Below are 25,723 nucleotides of genomic sequence, written 5' to 3' on the forward strand. Positions count from 1 at the left end.
GCTGGCGGGCATGGAATCCTTGGGGGAAAACAACAATCCGGAAGAACCGCGCAAGCCGGGCAATAACGGAATGGCGGCGGCCGCCGTCGTCGTGCCTTTACTGGGCGCGGCGGTAGTCATCACGGGCGTGGTGATCGCCTGGATCGGAAGCACCCAGGCCCTCGAGTTCGGCTGGGTCGCCTATGCACCGCTGGCCAATAACCCGTTCAGCACGAGCGGCGCTGCCCTTGTTGGCCCGATGACGCAAAACGGCTACCTGACCGCCGTCGCCGGACTGCTGCTCCTGGCGTTCTGGGCAGGGGCCGTCTGGGCCGGGCGCCGTGGGGAGAAACGAAACCGCCCAACTAACTAGCAGTTGTGGCCGTTTTGGGCTCAAAACGGCCAAACTGCGAGCCAGTTGGGCGGCGCCTAAGGCAAACGCGGATCAGCCCGGCAGCGGTGCGCCGGTGAGCTTGATCTGGCGGTTCTGGTCCTTGTACAGCAGGTACCGGAACTGGCCCGGACCGCTGGCGTAGCAGGCCTGCGGGCAGAAGGCGCGCAGCCACATGTAGTCGCCGGCTTCCACCTCGACCCAGTCCTTGTTGAGGAGGTACATTGCCTTGCCCTCCAGGACGTACAGGCCGTGCTCCATGACGTGGGTCTCCGGGAACGGGATGACGCCGCCCGGCTGGAAGGTCACGATGTTGACCTGCATGTCGTGTGCCAGGTCGTCGGACGGCACGAAGCGCTGGGTCTTCCAGACGCCGTCGGTATCCGGCATCGCCGTGCCCTCCACGTCCTTCTCGTTGGTCACGAAGGACTTCGCCTCGTAGCCTTCCAGGCGGTCGTAGGCCTTGCGGATCCAGTGGAAGGTGGCGATGTCGTCGGAAGTGTTCTCCACGCCCCACTCGTCACCGGCGGCGAGGTAGGCGTAGCCGCCCTCCTCCATGATGTGCTTCTCGCCCTTGAGGTCCAGGTTCAGGGTGCCCTTGACCACGAAGATGACGCCTTCGACGCCGGCCTCGAACTCGGCCTTCGGCGCGCCGCCGCCCGGGCCCACCTCGACGATCAGCTGGGAAAAGGTGGTGGCGAAGCCGGAGATCGGGCGGGCGATGATCCAGGAACGGGTCTTACTGAAGCCCGGCAGCAGGCTTGTCACGATGTCCGTCATGACGCCCTTGGGGATGACCGTGTAGGCCTCGGTGACGATCGCGCGCTCGGTGGTCAGGTGGGTCTGCGGCGGCAGGCCGCCGGTGGGGTAGTAGTAGTCGCTCATGCAGGAGTTCCTTACTTAGAAGTGGTGGCGAGTCGCGGGTGTGCCAGGACGGTCAGCCGGGGGAGTTCGACGCCGGCAAGCGCCAGCACCTCTTCGGTACCGACCGCGCCGCACTGGACGCCCCGCAGGATGAACGCCGCGAGCGCGCGTGCCGTGGCCGGTTCGTCCATGACGCCGCCCTCGGTGCGTTCCACGTAGTTCCGCAGCCGTGCCGCCGCGGCCGGAAGACCTTCACGGTAGAAAGCGTAGGTGGCGGCGAAGCGGCTGGGCAGCTGGTTGGCGTGCAGGTCCCAGCCCTGGTAGTAACCGCGTTCCAGGGAGCGGCGGACCAGGCGGCCGTGCAGCTTCCAGGCGTTCTCCACGTTGTCACCCACGGGGATGATGTTGGTGGAGCCGTCCGAAAGGCGGATGCCCGTACCGGCTACGGCCAGCTGCATGACTTCCTTGGCGAAGTCAGCCACGGGGTGCTCCATGGACTGGTACTCGGCCGAGATCTGCAGCGACGCGGAGTAGTCGTAGGTGCCGTAGTGCAGGCCGCTGATGCGCCCGGGAACCGCGTGCGGCAGCTGCGCCACCGGCGAGGTGCCTTCCGGGCCGAGGATCAGCTGCGGGGTTTCCACCTGGACCTCGAAGCGCAGCCGGCCGGCCGGCAGCGAGTGGATTTCCTCCAAGCGGGAGACGGCGAAGTCCATGGCCTCGACCTGGGCCACCGTGGTGACCTTGGGCAGCGTCAGCACCAGGCCCTCGGGCAGTTCGCCCGCGGAGGCCAGGGTGGAGACGAAGAGGTCCAATGTCTTCAGGCCGCGGGCACGGGTGGGCGCCTCGAAACACTTGAAGCGGATGCCGATGAACGGCGGGGCCGAACCGCCGGCCACGGCCTCGCTGACGGCCTGCGCCGCAGCCACCGCAGCCACGTCTTCCGCCTCGTCGCCGCGGTCCCCGTAGCCGTCCTCGAAGTCCAGGCGCAGGTCCTCGATCGGCTCGCTGCGCAGCTTGGCCGCGACCCGGCCGGCGACGGCGGCCGCCAGCCCGGGCTCCTGGCCCAGCAGCGCGCCGAGCTTCTCAAGGCCGCCGTGCTCTTCCGCCGTCGCGAGCGCCTGGGCGCCCCATTCGGCAGCGAGCGACGGCGTGAAGCGGTCCGCCGGAACGTACACTGTGTGCACGGGCTGGCGGCTGCCGCTGTCGCCGGGGTAGTTGCGTTCCAGCAACTGGTCCGTGGCGGCCAGCCGTGAATCGATGGCTGCGAGGTCCGCCGCGCTGAGGGAGTGTGCTGCCATCCCTACACCAGCTCGTAGGCGGGGGTGGTGAGGAAGTCCGTGTAGTCCTCGGAGAGGCAGATGTCCGCGATCAGGCGGCTGGCGGGCTCGTAGTACTTGGTGAATGCCTCGGCATCCACTTCGCCGCGCAGCCGTTCGGTCTCCTCGCCCAGGATCCTGGTGACGAGCTCACGGGTGACTGTGTTCCCGGTGTCGGCCAGGACGGACTTGTTGCGGATCTGCTGCCAGACCTGCGAACGGGAGATTTCCGCCGTCGCGGCGTCTTCCATGAGGTTGTGGATCGCGACGGCGCCGCTGCCGGAAAGCCACACCGCGGTGTAGGCGACGGCGACGTAGAGGTTCAGGCGCATGCCCGCCTCGGTGACCTCGCCGCCGGCGGACGGGACGTCCAGGAGCTGTTCGGCGGTGACGGAGACTTCCGGGCGCTGCTTGTCGAGCTGGTTCGGCTTGTCGCCGAGCACGGAGTCGAACACTTCCTGGCAGGTGGAGACCAGGTCCGGGTGCGCTACCCAGGAACCGTCGAAGCCGTCGTTCGCTTCGCGGGTCTTGTCCGCACGGACCTTCTCGAAGGCCTGGGCGGTCACTTCCGGTTCGCGGCGGTTCGGGATGACGGCGGCCATGCCGCCCATGGCGAAGGCACCGCGCTTGTGGCAGGTCTTGACCAGCAGTTCGGTGTACGCACGCATGAACGGCGCGGTCATGACCACGGAGGCGCGGTCCGGCAGGATGAAGGAGTCGCCGGCGTCGCGGAAGTACTTCACGATGCTGAACAGGTAGTCCCAGCGCCCGGCGTTCAGGCCCGAGGCGTGGTCGCGCAGTTCGTACAGGAACTCTTCCATCTGGAAGGCGGCCGGGATGGTTTCGATCAGCATGGTGCCGCGGATGCTGCCCTGCGGGATGCCGATATAGTCCTGCGCGAAGACGAAGATGTCGTTCCAGAGGCGGGCTTCGAGGTAGCTCTCCATCTTGGGCAGGTAGTAGAACGGTCCGTGGCCGTTCAGGAGAAGTTGCTTGGCGGTGTGGAAGAAGTGCAGGCCGAAGTCCACCAGCGCGCCCACGGTCGGTTCGCCGTCGAGGAGCAGGTGGCGCTCGTCCATGTGCCAGCCGCGGGGGCGGGTGACGACGACGGCCAGCGGTGCGTCCGTGCGGAGGCGGTATTCCTTGCCCTCGGGGGAGGTGTAGGCCAGGGTGCCCGCAGCTGCATCGCGGAGGTTCAGGATGGCGTCGATGACGTTGGCCCAGGTGGGAGTGCTGGCGTCCTCGAGGTCGGCGAGCCACACCTTGGCGCCCGAGTTGAGGGCGTTGATGGCCATCTTGGCCGGGGAAGCGGGGCCGGTCATTTCGACGCGGCGGTCCTGCAGCGCTGCCGGTGCCTCGGCGACCTTCCAGTCGCCGTCGCGGATTTCCTTCGTCTCGGGAAGGAAGTCGAGGCGGCCTGTGCGGGCAACTTCCTCGCGCTTGGCGGCGCGGGCCGCCAGGAGCTCCGAACGGGTGCCCGCGAAGCGCTTGTGGAGTTCCTCGACGAAGGCCAGGGCCTTGGGGGTCAGGATTTCTTCGGCACGTTCGATCGGCTGGGGATCGGTGACGGTAAGAGCCATGGAGAGGATCCTTCCTAGTGTGCGGCGGCCGGAACGGCTGCAGTGGACTGAGCGGCGGCGTGTGCTGCGTTCGCAACGGCTGTTGCGACATCGGCCGTCACGTGCGGGTCGAAAATGCTGGGAATAATGTAGCTCGCATTGAGCTCATCGTCAGCGACGCGCTTGGCGATTGCCTCGGCGGCGGCGACCAGCATGTCCGGGGTGATGTCGCTCGCGCCGACGTCCAGGAGGCCACGGAACAGGCCGGGGAAGGCCAGGACATTGTTGATCTGGTTCGGGAAGTCGCTGCGGCCGGTGGCCACGACGGCGGCGTGCTTGGAGGCGATGGTCGGGTCCACCTCGGGCGTGGGGTTGGCCATGGCGAACACGATAGCGTCCTCGGCCATGGATGCCACGTGCTCTTCGCCGAGGATGTTCGGGGCGGAGACGCCGATGAATACGTCCGCACCCACGAGGGCCTCGTGCAGGCTGCCGGAGAAGCCCTCTTCGTTGGTGTTTTCCGCGATCCAGGTGCGGTGCTGGTCGTCGTAGTTTTCACCGTGGTGGATGGCGCCGGAGCGGCCGGCAGCCACGATGTGCTGTGCACCCTGCGCCTTGAGGAGCTGGATGATGGCGGAGCCGGCGGCGCCGACGCCGGAGACCACGATCTTGACGTCCGCGATCTTCTTGTCCACCACGCGCAAGGCGTTGACCAGTGCGGCCAGGGTGACGATTGCGGTGCCGTGCTGGTCGTCATGGAAGACCGGGATGTCGAGTTCTTCGCGGAGGCGCGCCTCGATCTCGAAGCAGCGGGGAGCGGCGATGTCCTCGAGGTTCACGCCGCCGAAGACCGGGGCCAGGAGCTTGACGGTGCGGATGATTTCCTCGGTGTCCTGGGTGTCCAGGCAGACCGGCCATGCATCCACATTGGCGAACTGCTTGAAGAGGGCGGCTTTGCCTTCCATGACCGGCAGGGCGGCGGCGGGGCCGATGTTGCCCAGGCCCAGGACGGCGGAGCCATCCGTGACGACGGCCACCGTGTTGCGCTTGACGGTCAGGTTGCGGGCGGCGGACGGGTCTTCGGCGATGGCCAGGCAGACACGTGCAACGCCGGGAGTGTAGGCGCGGGACAGGTCGTCGCGGTTGCGCAGCGGCACCTTCGGAACCACCTCGAGCTTGCCGCCAAGGTGCATGAGGAAGGTGCGGTCCGAGACGTGCTGGACCTTGACGCCGTCGAGGGCGTTCAGGGCGTTCTTGATCTCTTCGGCGTGCTCCTCGCCGGTGGTGTTGCACGTGACGTCTACGACGATGGTGTCGTGGTGGGACTCGGTGACGTCCAGCGCCGTAACGGCTGCGCCGGCGGCCGCGACGGCCGCTGCGATCTCACTGGTGGCAGTGAAGCTCGACGGCGCGGCGACGCGCAAGGTGATTGAGTTTCCGGGGCCCGGGTTCGCCATTGAATGTCCTCCTGTTGCGGGTCCGAATAGGACCGGTGTACCTCGCTAGTGTTTTCGTATTATGGATATTATTATCTACAAAGTGGAAACACAAGCTTTCCGCCGAAGGTGACCGCAAGGGGGGTTTGGTGCGGTATCTTGAAGACCTATACAACTTTTCTCACGATGCGGATAAGAGTTGTCGGATTCCGAGCCATAGGAGACAACGGAATGGCCGAAAAGCCCTCGGGAGGCGTGCAGTCCGTCGAGCGCGTCTTCGAACTGCTGGAACTGATCACGGATGCCGGCGGTGACGTCACGCTCAGCGAACTGTCGTCGTCGACCGATCTTCCGCTGCCCACCATCCACCGCCTGCTGCGCACCCTGGTGGCGCTGGGCTACATCCGGCAGCTTCCCAACCGCCGCTACGCACTGGGGCCGCGGTTGATCCGCCTCGGCGACGGCGCCAACAAGCAGCTCGGCGCCCTGGCCCGCCCGCAGCTGAAGTCCCTGGTGGACCGCCTGGGTGAAACGTCGAACATGGCCGTGCTGGATTCGGACATGGTCATCTATGTGGCACAGGTCCCGTCGCCGCACTCCATGCGCATGTTCACCGAGGTGGGCCGCCGCGCCCACACCCACGACACCGGCGTTGGCAAGGCAATCCTGGCGCAGCTGGATGACGAGGTGGTCCGCGGAATCGTGGCGCGCACCGGCATGCCCACCCCGACGGCCAAGAGCATCGGGGACATCGATGCGCTGCTGCGCGACCTCAAGCTGATCCGGGAACGCGGCTACTCCATCGACGAGGAAGAGCAGGAACTCGGCGTCCGCTGCTTCGCGATGGCCGTTCCCAACGCCCCGACGCCCACGGCCATCTCCGTTTCCGGCCCCGTCACCCGCGTGGACCAGGGCTTCGCCGACCGCGCCGTGCCCATGCTGCGCGAAGCGGCCCAGGCGATTTCGCTGGAGCTGAACCGGAACTGACCCCCCTTTTTTGCGTCTGCAACCCGGCGCGAACGTACAGTTGAGGCCCTGAATTCTCCGGATCCAGGGCCTCAACTGTACGTTCGGCCAACTGCCTAGGCCTCGGGAAGGGATCCGTCGTTCACGTCCTCGCCATCGGCGTCGAGGTTGATCATGGGCGACCTCGTCTCGAGGGCACGGAAGAGCACCAGGCCCAGGCCGCAGCCGAGGAACCAGCTGTAGTTGCCCAGCCACGTGGCATCCACCGTGGTGGCGCCGGTGTCGAGGAGCAGCTTGGGAATGATGACCGAGGCGATCGATACCGCGCCGCTGAGGACCACGGCCAGGATGGCGTTGGGGTTGTAGCCGTTCTTGAACCAATACTTGCCGGCCGGATCCATGGTGTACATCTCGTCCACCCACACCCTCTGCCGGCTCACCAGGTAGTACCCGGCGATCAGCACCCCGAACAGCGGGCCGATCAGTGCGCCGAGCACCCCGAGCGTGTAGTGGATGGCGGTGGCGTTGCTGTACCAGTTCCACGGCAGCAGGATCACCGAGCCGACGGCGGCGATCATGCCGCCCGTGCGCCAGCTGATCCGGTGCGGGGCCACGTTGGAGAAATCGAACGCCGGCGAGATGAAGTTGGCCACGATGTTGATGCCCACGGTGGCGGTGACGAAGGTCAGGCCGCCCAGCAGGATGGCGAACGGGGTGTCGATCCGCTCCACGGTGTGGATGGGGTCCGTGATGAGCTCGCCGAACACCGGAACAGTGGCCGACGCCGTGATGACGGTCAGGAGCGAGAAGAACAGGAAGTTGACCGGGAGTCCGAGCAGGTTGCCCTTTTTCACTGCCTTGAAGGACTTGCCGTAGCGGGCGAAGTCGCCGAAGTTCAGCATCGGTCCGGAGAAGTAGGACACCACGATCGCGATGGCGCTGAGCATCACCGGGATGGAGCCCCAGAAGTCCAGGGGCTCGCCCGCGGACAAGTCCAGGCTGACCTTGTCCCAGCCCGCCTGGGACACCAGGTAGATCGCCAGGACGATCATGACCACGTACACGGCGGGGCCGGCAAAGTCGATGAACTTGCGGATGGTTTCCATGCCGTTCCAGAACACCGCGGCCTGCGCTACCCAGAGGATGGCGTAGGAGATCCAACCGAGGGCGGAAAGTCCCAGGAATGAGTACTCGGTGGCCAGGGCGTGGGTGCCGGGAATGAACTTGAGGAAGATGATGTTCAGCGATTCGGCAGCGAGGAAGGTCTGCACGCCGTACCAGGCGATGGCGATGAGGCCGCGGATGATCGCCGGGATGTTCGCTCCCTTGACGCCGAAGATGGCGCGGTTGATGACGGGGTAGGGCACGCCGGTTTTCTGGCTCGGCTTGGCCACCAGGTTGGTGAAGGCCTGGACTATCAGGATGCCGATGAGCAGGGCCAGCAGCACCTGCCAGCTCGCGATGCCCAGGGCGAAGAGGCTGCCGGCGGTGACGTAGCCACCCACGCTGTGCACGTCGGACATCCAGAAGGCAAAGATGTTGTAGGCGCCCCAGCCTTGTTCCTTCAGGGGAACAAGGTCCTCGTTGGCGAGGCGGTGGTCATACCCGGGCTTGACGGCGCCGATGCCGGCAGCGGTCTCAAGTTCAGCCATGTTGTTCCTTTGGGGAGGAGGTCCTTGAACGGATCGTCCGTTTCATGAGCTCAAGCTTGTGGAACGGATGTTACATGGCTGTTTCGGCTGGAAGAAGAGTCTGTGTATTACGAAATTGCGCGAACGTACAGTTGGGGCCCTGGAATCTGCGAATTCAGGGCCCCAAGTGTACGTTCGCGCGGAATTGCGGGGCTCAGGACTCCAGTTCGCCGAGGGCGCCGAAGATGGCCGTCGCCTCCCGGATCCGGTCCCGGCCGGCCTTGGCACGGACAGCGAGCACCCCGTTGGCCAGCACGCTCATGAGGCTCATGGCCGAGGCATAGCTGTCGAAGGCCGAGACGCTGTCCACCGGACACTCCAGCCAGATGCCCGCCCGGGCCGCATAGCGGCGGGCGCTCGGATCACCGATCAGCACCGTGGTGGCGCCGCGGGCCGCAGCCGCCTCGAGGACAGCAGCGAAAGCCGCCGGCCGCCGTCGGAATCCCAGCAGAAGTACGACGTCGTCCGCACCGTACCCTGCCAGTTCCTCGCCGATGCTTTGCCCCGGCTGCGGGGCGGCGGCCACGTTTCCCCGGCACTGCAGCAGCTGCTGCCGCAGGTGCAGCGCGAGGGGGAAGCTGTTGCGGAAGCCGATCACGAGCAGCTGCCTGGCCGTGGCCAGCGCTTCCGTGGCGGCGGCGAGCCGGCCGGCGTCGAGCTGTTCAAAGGTGCGGCGGAGATTCTCCAGTTCGTACGCAAGGTGCGCGGCGGGGTCGCCGTCCTCATGGGCGGCCACCGGGACCCCGCTGGCGCGCAGCGTCCGGGTGTGCTCCTTGACCTCGTTGAAGTCCGCGAAGCCCAGGCGCCGGAACAGCCGGCTCATGGTGGCCTTGGAAACGCCGCTGAGCCTTGAGAGCTCGGCGGCGTTGTACACGGCGAGGTCGCCCAAGTGGTCGAGCAGGGTGTCTGCCGCCTTCTGTTCCTGCGGCCCCAGCTCCGGATAGTGCCGTCCGATGCGCTCGTCGATCCTCATGAAACAACCGTCTCACGAAGCGAGCCGCCGGACACCTTGGTGTCCGGCGGCTCTTCCCATTCAAAAATGAAGCTTCGTCGATGAACCTCCTAGTGCTCGGCGGATGTTTTGATGGGGACCTCGTTGCCGTCGCGGTCGATCAGCTTGCCGTTTTCGAAACGGTCGCCGTTCGCCAGGCATGCGAGGTCGGCCTCGGTCACCACGCGTGCCGTGCCGGCCACGAACACCGACTGGTTGTCCGAGTTGCCCTTCTTGAAGTGGTTGAAGAGCACGTTCAGCAGGATGGCCATGACGGCCGCCGAGCTGATGCCGGAGTGGAAGATCGTGGAGAACCAGGACGGGAACTGGTCGTAGAACTTGGGAGCGGCGATCGGGATCATGCCGAAGCCGATGGACGCTGCCACAACGATCAGGTTCATGTTGTTGCGGTATTCGACCTTGGCCAGGGTGCGGATGCCGCTGGCGGCCACCGTGCCGAAGAGCACGACGCCGGCCCCGCCGAGCACGGGGGTCGGAACCGCCGCGACTACGCGGCCTAGGACGGGCAGGAGGCCGAGGATCACCAGGATGAGGCCACCGGCGCTGACCACGAAGCGGCTCTTGACGCCGGTGATGGCCACAAGGCCGACGTTCTGGGCGAAGGCGCTCTGCGTGAAGGAGTTGAAAACCGGCGAAATGGCGCTGGAGAGCATGTCGGCGCGCAGGCCGTTGCCGATGCGCTTGGAGTCCACCTTGGTGTCGACGATTTCACCGACGGCGATGATGTCCGCGGAGGTCTCGGTCAGGGTGACCAGGATGACGATCAGCATCGAGACGATCGACGCGATCTCGAAGGTGGGCATGCCGAACGCGAAGGGGGTCGGGAACGCGACGATGTCGCCCTGGCCCACCTTGGAGAAATCGGCCATGCCGGTGACGGCGGCGATGACGGTGCCGATGATCATGGCCAGCAGGATCGAGAGCCGCGAGATGGCGGCATTGCCCACCTTGCTCAGCAGGAGTACGACGGCGGTGGTGGCGGCGGCGAGGCCGATGTTCGCCACGCTGCCGTAGTTGGCCGCCTTGGCGTTGCCGCCCATGGCCCAGTTGGCGGCCACGGGCATCAGGGTCAGGCCGATGGTGGTGATCACGGTGCCGGTCACTACGGGCGGGAAGAACTTGATGATCTTCGCGAACAGGGGGGTGATGGCCAGGCCGATCAGTGACGCGACGATGACGGCGCCGAAGACCGCCTGGATGCCGCCACCGCCGTTGACGATCGCCACCATGGTGGAGACGCCGGCAAAGGAGACGCCCTGGACGAGGGGCAGCTGGGATCCGAAGAAGGGGATGCCCACGGTCTGGAGGATGGTGGCGAGCCCGCCGACGAATAGGCAGGCAGCGATCAGAAGGCCGATGTCCTGCGCGGACATTCCAGCGGCGGCGCCGATGATGAGGGGCGGAGCGATGATTCCGCCGTACATGGTCAGGACATGCTGGAATCCGTAGGCGAAGGTGCTGCCGATTGAGAGGCGTTGGTCTTCGGGCCGGGCGCTGGCACTCCCTGCGGGGCGGGTTTTCTTCTTGGTGTTCATGGCAGACTTCCTGATTTGGGGCAGACACCTTTGTCTGGCTGATATGTCTGGCTAACAATCCGAGCCGAAGAACGGCTTTTGGGTATGGCGAAGCCCGACTGACTCGCAGTTGTGGCCGTTTTGGGTGGCCAAAACGGCCCTTACTGCGAGTCAGTTGGAGCTGACGGGGGCGTTGGTTCAGCAGAAGCCGGCGATGCCATCCCAGGCGTTGCCCGGGTCGGAGATCAGGTCGCGCTCGAAGTTGGCTTCGATCAGGCCGTACGGACGGTCTGCCGCGAAGAACACTTCGTTCGGGTTGTTCAGGCCGAAGGGGCTCAGGTCCACCACGAAGTGGTGCTTGTTGGGGGTGGAGAAGCGGAGTTCGTCGATCTCCGGGTGGGCGTCCAGGACCTTCTGCGCCATCTGGAAGAGGGTTTCCTGCAGGGCCTTGGAGTACTGCTCGGAGAAGCCTTCCAGGAGCAGGGCCTTCACGGACTCGTAGGCAGCGTTGTAGTCGATCTTGCCTTCGGTGACCGCGTCGTTGTTGTAGCGCCAGCGGGCGGAAACGGCGGTGGCCAGGATGCGGTCCGAGGTTTCCTGCAGGGTGGTGTACTTATCCTTCGGGTAGCCCTCGAAGCCGGACTGGGTGGACTTGAGGACCGTGAGGTCGCTCAGTCCGGAGATGACATAGGTGGAATCGCCTTCGCGGACCACAACCGCGTTGCGGACTTCCTGGCCCTTGCGGACGAAGGAGTGGTTGTGCTCTTTGCCGTTGGCGATGATCCGCTCCCAGGCGTACTGCTCGGCTTCCCAGCGGCCGCCGGTCACCCAGTCGAATTCGCTCGTAAAGTGCTTGGCCAGCCGGAGCAGGAACTGCTCCGGGGAACCGATGCCGTCACGGGCGAAGGCGTAAACGGTGTTCTTCTGGGTGTCGGTGGGGACCACGTGGGCGTTGTCGCCCTCGAGGTGGGCTGCGCTGAAGTCGCCGCGGAGCTGGGAAGTGACGTTGAGGTCTTCGATCTCGTGGCGGTCCGTGTCGCGGGTGATCTTGACGACGCGGTTTTCCGCCTTGCCGTACTGGTTCTTGCCGAGGACGATCTTGCTGCTCATGGTCTGTCTCAACTTTCCTGGTGGGCGGGTGCCGTCCACCGTCTGGTGTCGTGCGCCTCGCGGCGCCTGTTATGGCGGACGCCGGCAACAAAAAAGAGCCGGCATCCATCGATGCCAGCTCATTACGACCCTGCCTGCTGCTCCCAGGTTTCGTGACCTGAGTCACGAGTTGCTGAAAAGACTAGCGCGGGTTTCCGTTCTTGTGAAGGGGGTCACCAAATCGCCGGCAACTTTCCGAATATGACCCGACGGTGCCGCGCGGCTCGCGGACGGCTCTTGACGCGGTGCGCGAGGCTGTTTACCCTTTTCACATAACAGAAAAAGTTTTCCGAAATGCGGAAAAACTGTGGACTGCGAACGAGGAGGAACAGATGGACCAGCAGGAGAACAAGAATGTCGTGGAATTCCCGGCCCCCGGCCAGGAGCTGTACCTGCCGTTCGGCTCCACGGACCCGGACTTCTACATTCCGGCCGACTGCGACCGCACCGCCGGCGGATTTTCCCGCTGGCTCCGTGCGCTCCCGGTGTTCGGCCGGCAGCGTCCCTAGGGTCCTGCCCCTGGGAGACGTACGGACTCTGCGCAACAGAGCCATGAAGCGGGCGGCATCTGGGGAGGTGCCGCCCGCTTTTCCGCGCCCGGCGGAATCTGTGCCAGCTCAACGGCTTTCGGTCTCGAGGACCTCCTTAGCGGACCGTGCTGCGGGTGAAGCCCGCCAAGCGTTCCGGAAGGTATCGCTCGGGGATCTGCGGGCCCGACCACGGCTCCAGTAGCTCGGCTAGCCGCGGCGACTTCTCGCCGTAGTACTGCTCCAGCTCGATTGTGTCCATCCAATCCATGCCACCCGAGAGGTGCTTGCTGATCAGCGCCATGTGGGTCGCCATGGAGTCTGCATCCGGGTGGACCTGGACGCAGGTCACGCGGCGGGTTTCCTCGTCGATGTAGAAGTTGAACGAAATGAGCCGCGGCTCGTTGATCTCGACGAACTCGGTGTGCTCAGCCAGGTACTTCCTCGCGTCCTCGACCTTGCCCTCTTTGATCGTCCAATTGCCGACGTATACGAATGTTCCGTTCATGGTGTCTCTCCTTTCTCTTGTTGGGTGTCTTCATGGTCTGCCCTGCCGCTAACGCCTCGCTAAAGCCGGATCCGGCGGGGATCCGGCGGTGCTAAATTGGTGCACGGGAGAATCTGGCGAAGGCGGCTGTCGGTGGAATTCCGCATCCTCGGGCCGATGGAGGTTCGCGAAGGTACCCGGCGCCTCGACGTACCGGGCGGACGCGCCGGTGCCCTCCTCGCGATGCTGGTCCTGCATGCCGGCGACGTCGTCCCTTCCGAGCGTCTTGTCGACGAGCTGTGGGGCGAGCAGCCCCCTCACACCGCGAATACCGTCGTGCAAATGCACGTCTTGAAACTGCGTAAGCTGCTTGAGCCTGACCGGGATGCCCTCGGACGCTCGACGCTGTTGGTCACCCAGGGAAGCGGCTACCGGCTGGCAATTAGCCCGGGGGATGTTGACGCCGGTCGTTTCAGGCAGCTCCTCGACCAGGCTGCCGGCCAGCCGGCGGAGCCGCGCTCCAGACTCCTCGCGAAGGCACTGGCACTTTGGCGCGGCCCGGCACTGGCCGACTTCACTTTCCATCCGTTCGCCCAGGGCACCATCGCTGCCTTGGAAGAACTGAGGCTGTCCGCGCTTGAGGCGCGCATCGAGGCAGACCTCGAGATCGGCCGGGAGCACGGCTTGGTCACCGAGCTCGATCAGCTCGTCGCCGAACATCCCTTCCGGGAGCGGCTGCGTTGCCTGCAGATGCTCGCCCTTTACCGCGCGGGTCGGCAGGCCGATGCGCTCGCGGTGTACCGCGCCGCCCGGGACCTGCTCGTGGACGAGCTGGGCATCGAGCCCGGTCCCGATCTGCGCGAGATCGAGGCCGCGGTGCTCCGCCAGGACCCTTCCCTCAGGGGGCTGCCCCCGGCGCGGGGCATGGCCGAAGGCTGGCTGCCCCACGAACGCCGCATGGTCACGGTGGTCGGTCTCGAGATCGTGCCTGCGGCGGACGACGACGTGGACGCCGAAGCCCTGACAGCAGCCGGTGCGCGTGCCAACGAGGTTGCCGCTGCGGTGCTGAAGGCCCATGGCGCACGCGTGGAGCCGGTCGTGGGTGGCCGGACGGTCGCGTTCTTCGGGTTCCCGGTGGCGCACGAGGACGACGCCGTGCGAGCGGTGCGTGCCGCCGTCGAGGTCCGCGACCGGGTCGCTACCGTCGAGGAGCCCGTCGTTCGCCATGCCGCGCGGGTCGTCGTCGAAACCGGCGACATCGTGGTGAGTGGATCGGGAGGGTTGCTCGCGGACATGGTGTCGGGTCCGGCGGTCACCTCCGCTTTCCGGCTCCAGCGACTCGTACGCGACCGTGACGTCGTTGTGGGCCCGCGCACGCTGCAGCTCGTGCGCGGTGCGGCCGTTGTGGTACTCGTGCCGGGTGAGGCCGCAGCGTGGCGGGTCATCGGGATGATGGACGACTCCCACGGCAGGCTCCGCCGTGACTCCGCGATCGTGGGACGGGCGGAGGAGTTGGCCAGGATACGCGCTGCATTCCGCGCGGCCGGCCGGGCCGGCGTGCCCGGGCGCTTCACGGTGGTGGGCGAGGCCGGCATTGGCAAGACCCGGCTCGCCGCAGACTTCGCCGAAAGCGTCGATGGCGAGGCCTTAGTGGCCTGGGGTCGCTGTGCGTCGTACGGCGAGGGCATCACGTTCCTGCCCCTCCGTGAGGCTCTCCTTGACGCCGCCGGCGACCGTGGGTGGCCGGCGCTGGCCGAGCTCGTGCCAGAGGACTCCGCCGTTGTGGCCGCTGGCTTGGGTCTGGCCGCGGGCACGGACAATGTGCCCGCCATGTTGCTTGCAACGGTCCGGTTGCTGGATGCGCTCTCCGCCAGGCAACCCCTCCTGCTGGTCCTCGACGACCTGCACTGGGCCGAGCCGACACTGCTCGACCTCGTCGACCAAGTCGTCGAGTCCGGGAAAGGCCGGCTGCTCGTGCTTTGCCTCGGCCGTCCCGAGCTGCTCGACCAACGCCCCGACTGGACCGACGCGCTCTTCCTCGGGCCGCTCCCCGCCGATGATGTGGCGACGTTGCTGCGGGGCCGGGCGCCAGGGGTCGACGACGAGGCGGTCACCGCCATTGTCGACCGCGCCCACGGGAATCCGCTGTTCGCCGAACAGCTCCTCGCAGCGCAGGAGGAGGCAGACCTCGACGCACTCCCGGCGTCGCTCCGGGCGCTTCTCGCAGCGCGCCTGGACCGGCTCGGACCCGGCGAGCGGGATCTGCTCAGAGTGGCCGCCGTCGTCGGCGACGACTGTGGCCGCGACGCGCTGGCTGCATTGTTGCCGGACGAGGCGACGGCGTACGTCGAGCGGCATCTCTCCGCCCTCGAGCGCCGGCGGCTGCTGACGTGCGGGAACAACAGCGTCCGCTTCGGACACGTGCTGATCCGGCTGGCGGCGTACCGTTCGCTGACTCACCCGGACCGCGCCGCGCTCCACCGGCGCTACGCCGAGTGGCTCCTTCGTGGCGCACCGCAGCGGCCACCGGAGCTCGACGAAGTCGTGGGCTACCACCTGGAGCAGGCGGTGATCAGCCTTCGAGCCATCCGCGCCGACAACGGGTCCCTGGCGACCCAAGCGGCTGCACACCTTTCCCGCGCGGGAGGACGCGCCGTCGCCAGGTCCGACCAGGGCGCGGCCCAGAATCTGCTCTCCCGGGCTCGGGCCATGATGGCAAGCGGCGACCCGGCGCGGGCAACGCTCACCCAGAGCCTTGCCGAAGTCGAGCTCGTGCTCGGCCGGTTCGCGGAAGCACAGCAACTCCTGCTCGAGCTCGCCCGGAGTGCCGACGCCGCGGGCGAAGAGGTCGCCGCACGGGCGGCCCGGCTCGAGCACGCCCGAATCCAGTTCATCATCGGTCCGGACCCGGTGCCGTTGTCGTCGATCGAGCGGGAAGCCGCCGAGGCGGAATCGTTCTCCGCCCTGCGAGGCGACGACGGCGGCCGCGGCCGCGCGATCTTTCTGGAGGGCTGTGTCCGGCTGAGGCAGGGACGCCTCACCGAAGCGGAGCGGGCATTCCGGGCCACCATCGTGCTCGCCGACCGGGCTGGCGACGTGCGTGAGCGGCTGGCGACCCGCTGGATGCTCGCCGAAGTGCTGGCCACCGGTCCGGTACCGGCGCAACAGTGCCTGGCCGAGATCGATGCCCTCGCTCTCCCCGGCATGGAGCACCCCGGGTTGCTTATGCACGCGGGCGTCCTCTGCGCGATGGAGCGCCGCTTCGACGAGGGCCGGGAACTGCTCGACCGAGCGCAGCGGGCGGTGCAGGAGGACCTGCACGCGCCGCGTCTGCTCATGTTCGTGGCAGCGGCCCGCGGAACTGCCGAGCTCCTCGCGGGTGACCTCGACGCGGCCGAGGCGGCTTTGCGGACCCGTCTCAACCATGCTCGACGCACCGGCGAGAGCGACAATTTGCCGGCAGCCGCCGCCCGTCTGTCGCTGCTCCTGCACGAAATGGGGCGCCTCGACGAGGCTGCCGGGCTTGCCGCGCGGGCAACCGCGACCGCACCTGCCGAGGGCGTAGAGGCACAGGCCCTCTCGGCAGCGGCGTCCGCGATGGCCGTGGCCTCGAGCGACCCGGACAAGGCACTTGATCTTGCCTTCGAGGCGCTTCGATGGGCGCCAGCCGAGATGCCGAACCTGCGCGGTGATATCCACCGGATCGTGGCCGACGTTTGCTTCGCCCGCGGCGACCGTGCCGGTGGTGACGCCGCTCTTGCGGAGGCTGCGCGCTGCTATCGAGCCAAGGGAAACCTGGCCGCTGCGGCTCGCCTGCGCTGAAGCATCATCCCGCCGATCGCTTGCGGAGGTACGCCCTTAGCCGGCGATGAGCTTCCGGGCCGCCGCCGAATGCCTCGCCATCAGCGCCGCGACGTCCAGGCCCGGGATTGCGCCGTCAACCACCCGCCACGTTCCGCCGACCATCACGCGGTCGGCCCGGTCCGCGCCGCACAGCAGCAGTGCGGCCACGGGGTCGTGGCTGCCGGAAAACCGCAGCTCGTCCAGGGTGAACATGGCCAGGTCCGCCTGCAGCCCCGGTGCCAGCTGCCCGATGTCGGTGCGCCCCAGCACCGCCGCCGATCCCCGGGTCGCCCAGCCCAGCGCCCGCTCCACCGGAACGTCGGCGCCATAACGCAGGCGTTGCAGGTACAGCGCCTGCCTGGCCTCGAGGATCATGTTCGAGGCGTCGTTGGATGCCGATCCGTCCACGCCCAATCCCACCGGGACCCCGGCGTCCTCGAGCTCCAGCACGCGCGCGGTGCCGGACGCCAGCCGCATGTTCGACGTCGGGCAGTGCGCGACGGCGGTGCCGGCGGCTCCCAGCCGGGCGATCTCGCCGTCGTCGAAATGGATGCCGTGGCCCAGCCAGGTGCGCTTGCCCAGCCAGCCGACGCTTTCCAGGTAGTCCACGGTGCGCAGGCCGAACATCTCGCGGCAGAAGTCCTCCTCGTCCAGGGTCTCGGCCAGGTGCGTGTGCAGGCGGACGTCGTACTTTTCGGCGAGGGCCGCGCTTTCGGCCATGATCTCCTTGGTGACCGAGAACGGCGAGCACGGCGCCAGCGCAATCTGGATGACGGCGCCTTCGCCGGGTTCGTGGTACTCCCGGATCAGCCGTTCGCTGTCGGCCAGGACCTCTTCAGGGCGCTGCACGGTGGAACGTGGGGGCAGCCCGCCGTCGTCCTCGCCCAGGGTCATCGAACCGCGGGTGAGGGTGGCGCGCATGCCCATCCGGCGCACCACGCCGGCTTCGATGTCGATGGCGTCCTGCATCCCGGCGGGGAACAGGTAGTGGTGGTCCGCCGCGGTGGTGCAGCCGGAGAGCAGCAGCTCGGCAAGGGCGACCTCGACGGCAGCTTCCAGGCTTTCGGGGGTCAGCCGAGCCCAGACCGGGTAGAGGTTCTGCAGCCAGGGGAACAGCGGCGCGTTGGCCACCGGCCCCCAGGCGCGGGTGAGGGTCTGGTAGAAGTGGTGGTGCGTGTTGACCAGGCCCGGCAGCAGGACGTGCCGGCGGGCGTCGAAGGTCTCATCGCACGGAGCGGACGGCTGCCCGCCGGCGGGCACGAGCTCGGCGATTCGTCCTTCGCTGACCACCAGTCCGCCGCCGGCGTCGAGTGCGTTGGCGGTGAAGACGGCGAGGGGGTTCTTGATCCAGAGCCTGGACGGGGCAGGTGCCTTGGGCGGGATGGGGGCCATGAGGGTCTCCTTCGGCTGTTTACGGAAAGCGTGCCAGCTCAGTTAGGCCCTGTCTGCTGATCCAGGTAGCGCCAGCTTAGGGCGGGAGGGGCTTCCTGCAAAGTGAGACCCGCGAAACGCAGATTTCACATGACGAAATTAAGTTTTCAAAAAACTATGGCGCGGCTCACAAAGCGATGCTAATCTCTAACTGCCAAAGGCGGGCACCCGGACTCCGGGAAGCTATCTACCAGGCGTAACTCAACCTTCATCGCAAATGCTGAAGCCTGGTAACCGCGGCACAGTTCCGTTCCCTTGGTGTTTTTCGGTCACCAGCGCTTCCACAGCAAAAGGAAGTCGCACAATGAGTACAACCGTCACGGCCGAAAATTTCCTGGCCACCTCCATCGAACTGGCAACTGCCAATGTCCTGAACAGCGGCGGGCCGTTCGGCGCCGTCGTCGTCACGGCGGACGGCAGGGCCTTCGAAGGCGTCAACCGCGTCACGGCCAGCAACGATCCCACGGCCCATGCTGAAGTCACCGCCATCCGCAACGCCTGCCGCGAACTCAGAACCTTCGATCTGAGCGGCGCCACCCTCTACACGAGCTGCGAACCCTGCCCCATGTGCCTGGCTTCGGCGCTCTGGGCACGGATCGGAAACGTGGTCTTCGCCGCGGACCGGCATGACGCCGCCTCCGTCGGCTTCGACGACGCAGTCTTCTACGAATACTTCGACAACAAGGACCGCGACCAGCTCATGCCGGTCCGGAAACTCGATCTCGCCCAGGGCGCTCCGGACATCCTCCAGCCGTTCAATACCTGGAACACCCTCGATTCCAGGATCGACTACTAGGACCCGGTGTCTGAAATGACAATCCTGGACAACTCCGCAGAGAAGCAAGCGGCTGCCAAGGCCGCCAAGGAAGCCGCCAAAGCGGCCAACCCGACGCCGGTCCCCAACCCGGCGCCGCCCACCTCCTTCCTGGATTCCTTCTTCCAGATCACCAAGCGTGGCTCCACGCTGGCCCGCGAGTTCCGCGGCGGCGTGGTCACGTTCTTCACGATGGCGTACATCGTCATCCTCAATCCGCTGATCCTGGGCGGGTTCTCGGCAGCAAACGCCCCCGCCGACGTCGTCGGTGGCTGGCTGCCCGCAGCGCAGGTCGGTGCCGTCACCGGGCTCACGGCCGGCGTCATGACCATCGTCTTCGGCCTCATCGCGAACCTCCCGTTCGGCCTCGCCGCGGGCCTGGGCATCAACTCCTTCCTGGCTGTGGCCGTGATCCAGGAAGTCACTTGGCCCGAAGCCATGGGCCTGGTGGTCATCAACGGCATCCTGATCGTGCTGTTCGGCATCACCGGGGCACGGACCGCGATCTTCAAGGCCGTGCCCAAGGAACTCAAGGCCGCCATCACGGTGGGCATCGGGCTCTTCATCGCCTTCATCGGCTTTGTGGACTCCGGCTTCATCCGCCCCACGGCGGGCGGGCCGCCGGTGCAGTTGGGTACGGACGGCTCCATCACCGCCGTGCCGACCCTCGTGTTCGTCGTCGGCCTGCTGGTCATGGGCATCCTGGTGGCACGCAAGATCCAGGGCGGGCTGCTGATCGGGATCGTGGCCACCACGGTGCTGGCCGCCGTCGTCGAAGCCGTGATGCACCTCGGCCCGGGCGGCAAGGACAACCCCGGCGGCTGGCACCTGAACACCCCGGTGCTCTCCGGGCAACTGGTGGCTATGCCGGATCTGGGCCTGGTGGGCCATTTCGATCTCTTCGGCTCCTTCGCCCGGATCGGCGGCCTGGCAGCAACCATGCTCGTGTTCACGCTCGTGTTCACCAACTTCTTCGATGCGATGGGCACCATGACCGGCCTGGCCAAGAGCTCCGGCGTGGCCCACAAGGACGGCACGTTCCCGCGGCTGAAGTCGGCGTTCATCGTCGAGGGCATGGGGGCCGTGATGGGCGGGGCCACCTCCGGCTCGTCCAACACCGTATACATCGACTCCGCCGCCGGCATCGGCGAAGGCGCCCGCACGGGCCTGGCCTCCGTGGTCACCGGGTTGCTGTTCCTGGGCTCGATGTTTTTCACCCCGCTGACCTCCGTGGTCCCCATCGAGGTGGCCGCCGCGGCCCTCGTGGTGGTCGGGGCGATGATGATGGCCCAGATCCGGGAGATCAACTTCACCAAGTTCTCGGTGGCGCTGCCGTCCTTCCTGACTATCGTCACCATGCCGCTGAGCTACTCGATCGCCAACGGCATCGGCGTCGGATTCGTCTCCTACGCCGTGGTGAGCGCCGCCTCCGGCCGGGCCCGGAAAGTCCACCCGCTCATGTGGGTGGTCACCGTGGGCTTCCTGGTCTACTTTGCGCGCGGCCCCATCAACACCCTGCTCGGCGTCTAGCCGGCGCCTGCCCAGCCTGCCTTCTTCCCAGAACCGGGGGGAAGAACAAGACTAGGGGCAGGATCGCGAACCGTTCCGGGCGGGGCCTCCCGCCCGGAACGTCACGGTAAAGGAAGTGTTTTCCATGCTGGATCTGATGCCGACACTTGGCAGCTGGCAACCCGCACTGAGCGGCCAGCGCTGCGCGGTGGCCACCATCGTGGCCTGCGGCGGTTCCGTTCCGCGGCCCACGGGCACCTCGATGCTGGTTTCCGAACACGGCGAGGTGCTGGGCAGCCTGTCCGGCGGCTGCGTCGAAGGTGCCGTCGTCGAGGCGGCGCTTGAATCGATGCGCGACGGCGGCAGCCGCCGTGAGCTGTTCGGCTACAGTGCCGAGGACGCGTTCGCCGCCGGGCTCAGCTGCGGCGGCGAGCTGGAAGTCCACATCCAGCCGGCCGACCCGGCCGAACTCGCGGGCCTGGGCGCGCTGGCCGGCAGGGACGCAGGCGCGGCCCTGGCACTCATCCGCAGGCTCGACGCCCCGGGCGCCGTCGTCGTCGATGACCCCGCAGCCTTCCGCGCCGCCGCTTCGCCGGAACTGGCGCACCTGCTGGGCAACGATCCCGAGGTGCTCAGCGCGGCTGCTGCCCAGCTCGAACCGCTGCTGCGCGGCGGCCGGGCCGGGCTGGTGCGGCTCGAATCGCCCGGCGGCTGTGATCCGGAAACGGAACCCCTCACGCTTTTCGTAGAAAGCCGGCTGCCGGCACCGCGCATGCTGGTCTTCGGCGCCAACGATTTCGGCGCGGCCCTGATCCCGGCCGGCAAGCTGCTCGGCTACCACGTGACCCTGTGCGATGCCCGGCCGGCGTTCACAAGCCAGGAACGCTTCCGCGCCGCCGACCAGCTGGCCACCACCTGGCCGCACCGCTACCTCGCCGCCGAGGCCGCCGCCGGCCGGATCGACGCACGGACCGTGGTGTGCGTGCTCAGCCACGACCCCAAGTTCGATATTCCGCTGCTGCGGACTGCCCTGGACCTGAACCTTGCCTATGTGGGTGCCATGGGTTCGCGGCGCAGCCACCGCCAGCGCGTGGACTCGCTGCTGGCCGAAGGCACCACGGCCGAGGCCCTGCAGCGGCTCCATTCGCCAATCGGCCTGGACCTGGGCGCGGTCACCCCCGCCGAGGTGGCGGTGTCCGTCACGGCGGAAATCATCGCGTCCCGCGGCAACGCCCCGGCCGCGCCCCTCCGGGACGGCAGCGGCCCCATCCACGCAACAACTTCAACAGAGACGGCCCGAAAGGCACAGCCATGGACATGAACACCATCGAGGCGGTGGTGCCCACCACCGACCCGGCCGAATGGCGCGACGGCGACGCGTGGCTGGCAGGCGGAACGGTCCTGTTCTCCTACGGCAGCTTCGCCTTCGGCAGTTCCGTCTCCGACGGCGGGCCGTTGCGGCGCCTGCTGGACCTCGGACAAGCCGGTTGGACTCCGGTAACCGTGGGCAACGCCGGCATCGAACTCGCCGCCACCTGCACCGTGGCGGAGCTCTACGCCCTGCCGGATTCCGCGTCCGTCGCCGGCCGCAACTGGCCCGCGCTGGACCTTGTCCGGCCGTGCTGCGATTCCTTCGTTGCCTCCTTCAAGGTGTGGAACATGTCCACCGTGGGTGGGAACATATGCACCTCCCTGCCCGCCGGGCCCATGATCTCCCTGTGCGCCGGGCTCGACGCCACTGCCACCGTCCTCGGCTCCGGCGGCAGCACCCGCACGGTCCCCGTGGCGGATTTCGTCACCGGTGACGCCAGGAACTGCCTGGCTCCAGGCGAGCTGTTGCGCAGCATTTTCCTGCCGGCGTCCGCGCTGTCCGCCAAGGTGGCATTCCGGCGGCTCTCGCTGAGCAACCTCGGCCGCTCCGGCGTGCTGCTGGCCGGCCGGCTGGATCCCGACGGCGGACTGGTCCTGACGGTCACGGCCGCCACCAAACGCCCAGTGCAGCTGCGCTTCGCCGCAGGGGAGTTGCCGGACGCCGGGCAGCTGGCCGCCGCCGTCGAGCGCTCCATCCCGGCGGAGCTGTACCACGACGACATCCACGGCCTGCCCGCCTGGCGCCGCGACATGACATTCCGCCTGGCGGAGGAAATCCGCGCGGAACTCCTGGGCGAAGGAATCCGGGTGTCCGGCGATTTCTGGAGCCCTTCCGGAAAACCGCACGCCACTTCCGCGCAGCCTTCCGCTGCACCGATCCCCGCTGCACCGATCCCCGCTGCGCCGGTCCCCGCTGCGCCGGTCCCCGCAGCACAGACCCCCGCCGCACAGTCTTCCGCCCCCACGAAGGAGGCCCCGAATGGCAATTGAGATCAACGGAACCCCCGCCGGCGAGGCGCCGCGCCCGGGCCAGTGCCTGCGGACCTACCTGCGCGAACAGGGAAACTTCGGCGTCAAGAAGGGCTGCGACGGCGGCGACTGCGGAGCCTGCACGGTCCACGTGGACGGCACCCCGGTGCACAGCTGCATCTATCCAGCGGTGCGCGCCGAGGGTCACTCGGTCACCACCATCGAAGGCCTGCCCGCCTCCGCGGGCTGCGCCGAGGGGGAGCTGCACCCGGTGCAGGAGCAGTTCCTCGAAAACCAGGGCTTCCAGTGCGGTTTCTGCACGGCGGGCATGATGATGACCGCCGCCACCTTCGACGAGAAGCAGAAAGGCAACTTGCCCCGCAGCCTCAAAGGCAACCTCTGCCGCTGCACCGGCTACCGCTCCATCGCCGACGCCGTCTGCGGCACCGGTGCAATCGCGGGCGCCGGTTCCGGCGCAGCCGTCTCCGCGGGTTCCGGCCAGCTCGGCGACAACGTTCCCGCCCCGGCGGGGCACGCCGTCGTCACCGGCACCGCCCGCTACACCCTCGACGTCCCGCCCGAGCAGCTTCCCGGCCTGCTGCACCTGAAGCTGCTGCGCTCGCCGCACGCCCACGCGCGGATCGTGTCCATCGACACCGCGGCGGCCCTGCGGGTTCCCGGTGTTGTGGCCGTCTTCACCCACGAGGACGCCCCGGAGCAGCTGTTCTCCAGCGCCCAGCACGAGCTCTACACGGACGACCCCGACGACACCCGGGTGCTGGATGACGTGGTGCGCTTCATCGGGCAGCGGGTTGCCGCCGTCGTCGCCGACACGGTCTCCGCCGCGGAAGCCGGGGCACGCGCCGTCGAGGTCGAATACGAACTGCTGGACGCCGTCTTCACCCCGGCAGAGGCCCTGCAGCCCGGGGCTCCGTCGGTGCACGGCGACAAGGACGGCGAAGCCAGCCGGATCTCCCGGCCCCTGGAAAACGTGGTGGCCGAGGTCCACTCGGAACTCGGCGACGTGGCTGCGGGCTTCGCCGCCGCCGATGTCATCCACGAAAAGACCTACCGCACCCAGCGCGTACAGCACGTGGCCATGGAAACGCATGCCTCGATCGCCTGGCTCGACGACGAGGACCGCCTGGTGGTCCGCAGTTCCAGCCAGGTGCCGTTCCTGGTCAAGCGCACCCTGGCCCGGGTCTTCGACCTGCCCGAGGACCGCGTCCGGGTGGTCGCGGGGCGGGTGGGCGGCGGCTTCGGCGGCAAGCAGGAGGTGCTGACCGAAGACCTCGTGGCCCTCGCCGCGCTGAAGCTGCGCCGGCCCGTGCAGGTGGAGTTCACACGCACCGAGCAATTCACCGCCACCACCACGCGCCACCCGTTCACCATCAAGCTCAAGGCCGGGGCCAACAGGGAGGGCCTGCTTACCGCGCTGCAACTGGACGTGGTCACCAACACCGGGGCCTACGGAAACCATGCGCCCGGGGTCATGTTCCACGGCTGCGGCGAATCCCTCGCGGTATACAACTGCGCCAACAAGAAGGTGGACGCCCGGGCCGTTTACACCAACACCGTTCCGGCCGGCGCCTTCCGTGGCTACGGGCTCAGCCAGATGATCTTCGCGATCGAATCCGCCATCGACGAGCTCGCCGAAGGCATCGGCATGGACCCCCTCGACTTCCGGCTGAAGAACATGGTCCGCCCCGGCGACCACATGCTCTCCACCCAACCGGAGCCCGAAGAGGACGTGCACTACGGCAGCTACGGCCTCGAACAATGCATCAAGCTGGTCCGCGACGCGCTCGAGCGCGGGGGAGAGCGCTACCGGAACGCCGGCCTGGACGAGCCCGGCCCTGAATGGGTCACCGGCACCGGCGCTGCCCTGTCCATGATCGACACCGTTCCGCCGCGTGGCCACTACGCCCACACGCGCTTGAGCCTGCTGCCGGACGGCACGTACCGTGCCGCCGTCGGGACCGCAGAATTCGGCAACGGCACCACCACGGTGCACGCCCAGCTCGCGGCGACTGCCCTGGGAACCCGGGCCCCGCAGGTGGCGGTGCGGCAGTCCGATACGGACCTCGTTGAGCACGACACCGGAGCCTTCGGTTCCGCCGGGACCGTGGTGGCGGGACAGGCAACGCTGCTCGCAGCCCAGGAACTGGCCCGCCGGATCCGCACCGTGGCGTCCGCGCTGAGCGGTGCCCCGGAGGCGGACTGCGTGCTCGACGGCGACGGGGTCCTTTGCGCCCGGCCGGGTGCCCCCATGACGCGGCTTCCGCTCAGCGAGGTCTATAGTGCGGCGCACCGGGCCGGCGTCGAACTTTCCGCCGAGGGCCGCTGGGGCGGCACCCCGCGTTCGGTCGCGTTCAACGTCCACGGCTTCCGCGTGGCCGTGAACACCGGCACCGGCGAGCTGCGGATCCTGCAGAGCGTGCAGGCGGCCGACGCCGGCGTCGTGGTCAATCCGCGCCAATGCCGCGGGCAGATCGAAGGCGGGATCGCGCAGGCGATCGGCGTCGCGCTGTACGAGGAAGTGAAAGTGGACGACGCCGGCCGCGTCACCACGGACATCCTCCGGCAGTACCACATCCCCTCCTTCGCGGACGTGCCGCGCAGCGAGGTGTACTTCGCCTCAACGAACGACGAACTCGGTCCGCTGGGTGCGAAGTCGATGAGCGAAAGCCCGTTCAACCCGGTGGCGCCGGCGCTCGCGAACGCCATCCGCAATGCCACAGGGGTGCGCTTCGCCGAGTTGCCGATCGCCCGGGACAAGATCTACCTCGGGCTGAAGGATGCGGGGCTCGCCACACCCACCGCCTACGCGGGGGCGCACTCGCGCTGAGTAACCCTTAAACGGCTCTCCCCGGCCACCGGATTCCGGCGGCCGGG

Annotated in this window: 19 protein-coding genes; 9 read left to right on the forward strand and 10 right to left on the reverse strand. The window is 67.5% G+C overall.

Annotated elements, in window-relative coordinates:
- Positions 1 to 10 precede the first annotated feature (10 nt).
- Entirely contained in the window at positions 11 to 352 is a 342-nt protein-coding gene (locus ACNQPB_RS00915) for a hypothetical protein (protein ID WP_498748323.1), read from the forward strand.
- Between the two features lie 72 nt (positions 353 to 424).
- On the opposite strand, the gene ACNQPB_RS00920 is transcribed toward ACNQPB_RS00915, so the two are convergent.
- Genes ACNQPB_RS00920 through ACNQPB_RS00935 form a run of 4 tightly spaced genes read right to left on the reverse strand, consistent with a single transcriptional unit; the run spans position 425 to position 5,566 of the window.
- Entirely contained in the window at positions 425 to 1,255 is an 831-nt protein-coding gene (locus ACNQPB_RS00920; RefSeq protein ID WP_498748324.1) for a bifunctional allantoicase/(S)-ureidoglycine aminohydrolase, read from the reverse strand.
- A gap of 11 nt (positions 1,256 to 1,266) precedes the next feature.
- Positions 1,267 to 2,532 carry a DUF6986 family protein gene (locus ACNQPB_RS00925; RefSeq protein ID WP_498748325.1) on the reverse strand — a complete coding sequence of 422 codons (1,266 nt, stop codon included), beginning with the start codon at positions 2,530 to 2,532 and terminating at the stop codon, positions 1,267 to 1,269.
- A 2-nt stretch (positions 2,533 to 2,534) separates the two neighbouring features.
- Entirely contained in the window at positions 2,535 to 4,130 is a 1,596-nt protein-coding gene (aceB, locus tag ACNQPB_RS00930; protein ID WP_498748327.1) for a malate synthase A, read from the reverse strand.
- A gap of 14 nt (positions 4,131 to 4,144) precedes the next feature.
- Entirely contained in the window at positions 4,145 to 5,566 is a 1,422-nt protein-coding gene (locus ACNQPB_RS00935; RefSeq protein WP_498748329.1) for an NAD-dependent malic enzyme, read from the reverse strand.
- A gap of 210 nt (positions 5,567 to 5,776) precedes the next feature.
- On the opposite strand from ACNQPB_RS00935, the gene ACNQPB_RS00940 reads away from it, so the two are divergent.
- Positions 5,777 to 6,532, forward strand: coding sequence for an IclR family transcriptional regulator (locus ACNQPB_RS00940; protein WP_498748331.1), 756 nt, complete (start codon positions 5,777 to 5,779; stop codon positions 6,530 to 6,532).
- A gap of 95 nt (positions 6,533 to 6,627) precedes the next feature.
- Here ACNQPB_RS00940 and ACNQPB_RS00945 read toward each other — a convergent pair whose 3' ends face one another.
- The 4 genes from ACNQPB_RS00945 to pucL form a co-directional block, all read right to left on the reverse strand.
- Entirely contained in the window at positions 6,628 to 8,163 is a 1,536-nt protein-coding gene (locus ACNQPB_RS00945; RefSeq protein ID WP_498748332.1) for an NCS1 family nucleobase:cation symporter-1, read from the reverse strand.
- Between the two features lie 193 nt (positions 8,164 to 8,356).
- Entirely contained in the window at positions 8,357 to 9,175 is an 819-nt protein-coding gene (locus tag ACNQPB_RS00950) for a MurR/RpiR family transcriptional regulator (RefSeq protein WP_498748334.1), read from the reverse strand.
- Between the two features lie 89 nt (positions 9,176 to 9,264).
- Positions 9,265 to 10,749 (reverse strand): nucleobase:cation symporter-2 family protein, encoded by a 1,485-nt coding sequence (locus ACNQPB_RS00955; RefSeq protein WP_498748336.1) that lies wholly within the window; start codon positions 10,747 to 10,749, stop codon positions 9,265 to 9,267.
- Between the two features lie 177 nt (positions 10,750 to 10,926).
- Entirely contained in the window at positions 10,927 to 11,838 is a 912-nt protein-coding gene (pucL, locus tag ACNQPB_RS00960; protein WP_498748338.1) for a factor-independent urate hydroxylase, read from the reverse strand.
- Positions 11,839 to 12,209: 371 nt separating this feature from the next.
- Between pucL and ACNQPB_RS00965 the strand changes: the two genes are divergently transcribed.
- Positions 12,210 to 12,386, forward strand: coding sequence for a hypothetical protein (locus tag ACNQPB_RS00965; RefSeq protein ID WP_498748340.1), 177 nt, complete (start codon positions 12,210 to 12,212; stop codon positions 12,384 to 12,386).
- Between the two features lie 136 nt (positions 12,387 to 12,522).
- Here ACNQPB_RS00965 and ACNQPB_RS00970 read toward each other — a convergent pair whose 3' ends face one another.
- Positions 12,523 to 12,912: an NIPSNAP family protein gene (locus ACNQPB_RS00970; protein ID WP_498748341.1), complete on the reverse strand. Its 390-nt coding sequence runs from the start codon at positions 12,910 to 12,912 to the stop codon at positions 12,523 to 12,525.
- Positions 12,913 to 13,044: 132 nt separating this feature from the next.
- Here ACNQPB_RS00970 and ACNQPB_RS00975 point away from each other — a divergent pair, with 132 nt between their 5' ends.
- Complete coding sequence (locus ACNQPB_RS00975; protein ID WP_498748343.1) at positions 13,045 to 16,713, forward strand: ATP-binding protein; 3,669 nt, start codon at positions 13,045 to 13,047, stop codon at positions 16,711 to 16,713.
- Between the two features lie 36 nt (positions 16,714 to 16,749).
- Here the strand turns inward: ACNQPB_RS00975 and ACNQPB_RS00980 are convergent, their stop codons facing one another.
- On the reverse strand, positions 16,750 to 18,126 hold the full coding sequence (locus ACNQPB_RS00980; protein ID WP_498748345.1) for an 8-oxoguanine deaminase: 1,377 nt from the start codon (positions 18,124 to 18,126) through the stop codon (positions 16,750 to 16,752).
- 343 nt (positions 18,127 to 18,469) lie between these two features.
- Here ACNQPB_RS00980 and ACNQPB_RS00985 point away from each other — a divergent pair, with 343 nt between their 5' ends.
- The 5 genes from ACNQPB_RS00985 (at position 18,470) to ACNQPB_RS01005 (ending at position 25,676) form a co-directional block, all read left to right on the forward strand.
- On the forward strand, positions 18,470 to 18,961 hold the full coding sequence (locus ACNQPB_RS00985; RefSeq protein ID WP_498748347.1) for a nucleoside deaminase: 492 nt from the start codon (positions 18,470 to 18,472) through the stop codon (positions 18,959 to 18,961).
- Positions 18,962 to 18,976: 15 nt separating this feature from the next.
- Positions 18,977 to 20,509 (forward strand): NCS2 family permease, encoded by a 1,533-nt coding sequence (locus tag ACNQPB_RS00990; RefSeq protein ID WP_498749056.1) that lies wholly within the window; start codon positions 18,977 to 18,979, stop codon positions 20,507 to 20,509.
- Between the two features lie 124 nt (positions 20,510 to 20,633).
- The gene (locus ACNQPB_RS00995; RefSeq protein ID WP_498748349.1) at positions 20,634 to 21,809 is read left to right on the forward strand and encodes an XdhC family protein; all 1,176 of its coding nucleotides are present in this window, start codon (positions 20,634 to 20,636) and stop codon (positions 21,807 to 21,809) included.
- Positions 21,800 to 22,849, forward strand: a complete 1,050-nt coding sequence (locus tag ACNQPB_RS01000) for an FAD binding domain-containing protein (RefSeq protein WP_498748351.1) — start codon at positions 21,800 to 21,802, stop codon at positions 22,847 to 22,849. Before ACNQPB_RS00995 ends, ACNQPB_RS01000 begins: the two co-directional genes overlap by 10 nt.
- Positions 22,839 to 25,676 carry a molybdopterin-dependent oxidoreductase gene (locus tag ACNQPB_RS01005; RefSeq protein WP_498748353.1) on the forward strand — a complete coding sequence of 946 codons (2,838 nt, stop codon included), beginning with the start codon at positions 22,839 to 22,841 and terminating at the stop codon, positions 25,674 to 25,676. The genes ACNQPB_RS01000 and ACNQPB_RS01005 overlap by 11 nt, the downstream gene beginning before the upstream one ends.
- Positions 25,677 to 25,723: the final 47 nt, after the last annotated feature.

This window comes from Curtobacterium sp. LFS079, assembly GCF_047977865.1.
In the GTDB taxonomy this organism is placed as follows: Bacteria; Actinomycetota; Actinomycetes; order Actinomycetales; family Micrococcaceae; genus Arthrobacter.

Excerpts from the sequence above, each read along its gene's own strand:
- ACNQPB_RS00915 (WP_498748323.1), top strand. The coding sequence starts at position 11 with ATGGAATCCTTGGGGGAAAACAACAATCCGGAAGAACCGCGCAAGCCG.
- ACNQPB_RS00920 (WP_498748324.1), bottom strand. The coding sequence starts at position 1,255 with ATGAGCGACTACTACTACCCCACCGGCGGCCTGCCGCCGCAGACCCAC.
- ACNQPB_RS00925 (WP_498748325.1), bottom strand. The coding sequence starts at position 2,532 with ATGGCAGCACACTCCCTCAGCGCGGCGGACCTCGCAGCCATCGATTCA.
- aceB (WP_498748327.1), bottom strand. The coding sequence starts at position 4,130 with ATGGCTCTTACCGTCACCGATCCCCAGCCGATCGAACGTGCCGAAGAA.
- ACNQPB_RS00935 (WP_498748329.1), bottom strand. The coding sequence starts at position 5,566 with ATGGCGAACCCGGGCCCCGGAAACTCAATCACCTTGCGCGTCGCCGCG.
- ACNQPB_RS00940 (WP_498748331.1), top strand. The coding sequence starts at position 5,777 with ATGGCCGAAAAGCCCTCGGGAGGCGTGCAGTCCGTCGAGCGCGTCTTC.
- ACNQPB_RS00945 (WP_498748332.1), bottom strand. The coding sequence starts at position 8,163 with ATGGCTGAACTTGAGACCGCTGCCGGCATCGGCGCCGTCAAGCCCGGG.
- ACNQPB_RS00950 (WP_498748334.1), bottom strand. The coding sequence starts at position 9,175 with ATGAGGATCGACGAGCGCATCGGACGGCACTATCCGGAGCTGGGGCCG.
- ACNQPB_RS00955 (WP_498748336.1), bottom strand. The coding sequence starts at position 10,749 with ATGAACACCAAGAAGAAAACCCGCCCCGCAGGGAGTGCCAGCGCCCGG.
- pucL (WP_498748338.1), bottom strand. The coding sequence starts at position 11,838 with ATGAGCAGCAAGATCGTCCTCGGCAAGAACCAGTACGGCAAGGCGGAA.
- ACNQPB_RS00965 (WP_498748340.1), top strand. The coding sequence starts at position 12,210 with ATGGACCAGCAGGAGAACAAGAATGTCGTGGAATTCCCGGCCCCCGGC.
- ACNQPB_RS00970 (WP_498748341.1), bottom strand. The coding sequence starts at position 12,912 with ATGAACGGAACATTCGTATACGTCGGCAATTGGACGATCAAAGAGGGC.
- ACNQPB_RS00980 (WP_498748345.1), bottom strand. The coding sequence starts at position 18,126 with ATGGCCCCCATCCCGCCCAAGGCACCTGCCCCGTCCAGGCTCTGGATC.
- ACNQPB_RS00985 (WP_498748347.1), top strand. The coding sequence starts at position 18,470 with ATGAGTACAACCGTCACGGCCGAAAATTTCCTGGCCACCTCCATCGAA.
- ACNQPB_RS00990 (WP_498749056.1), top strand. The coding sequence starts at position 18,977 with ATGACAATCCTGGACAACTCCGCAGAGAAGCAAGCGGCTGCCAAGGCC.
- ACNQPB_RS00995 (WP_498748349.1), top strand. The coding sequence starts at position 20,634 with ATGCTGGATCTGATGCCGACACTTGGCAGCTGGCAACCCGCACTGAGC.
- ACNQPB_RS01000 (WP_498748351.1), top strand. The coding sequence starts at position 21,800 with ATGGACATGAACACCATCGAGGCGGTGGTGCCCACCACCGACCCGGCC.
- ACNQPB_RS01005 (WP_498748353.1), top strand. The coding sequence starts at position 22,839 with ATGGCAATTGAGATCAACGGAACCCCCGCCGGCGAGGCGCCGCGCCCG.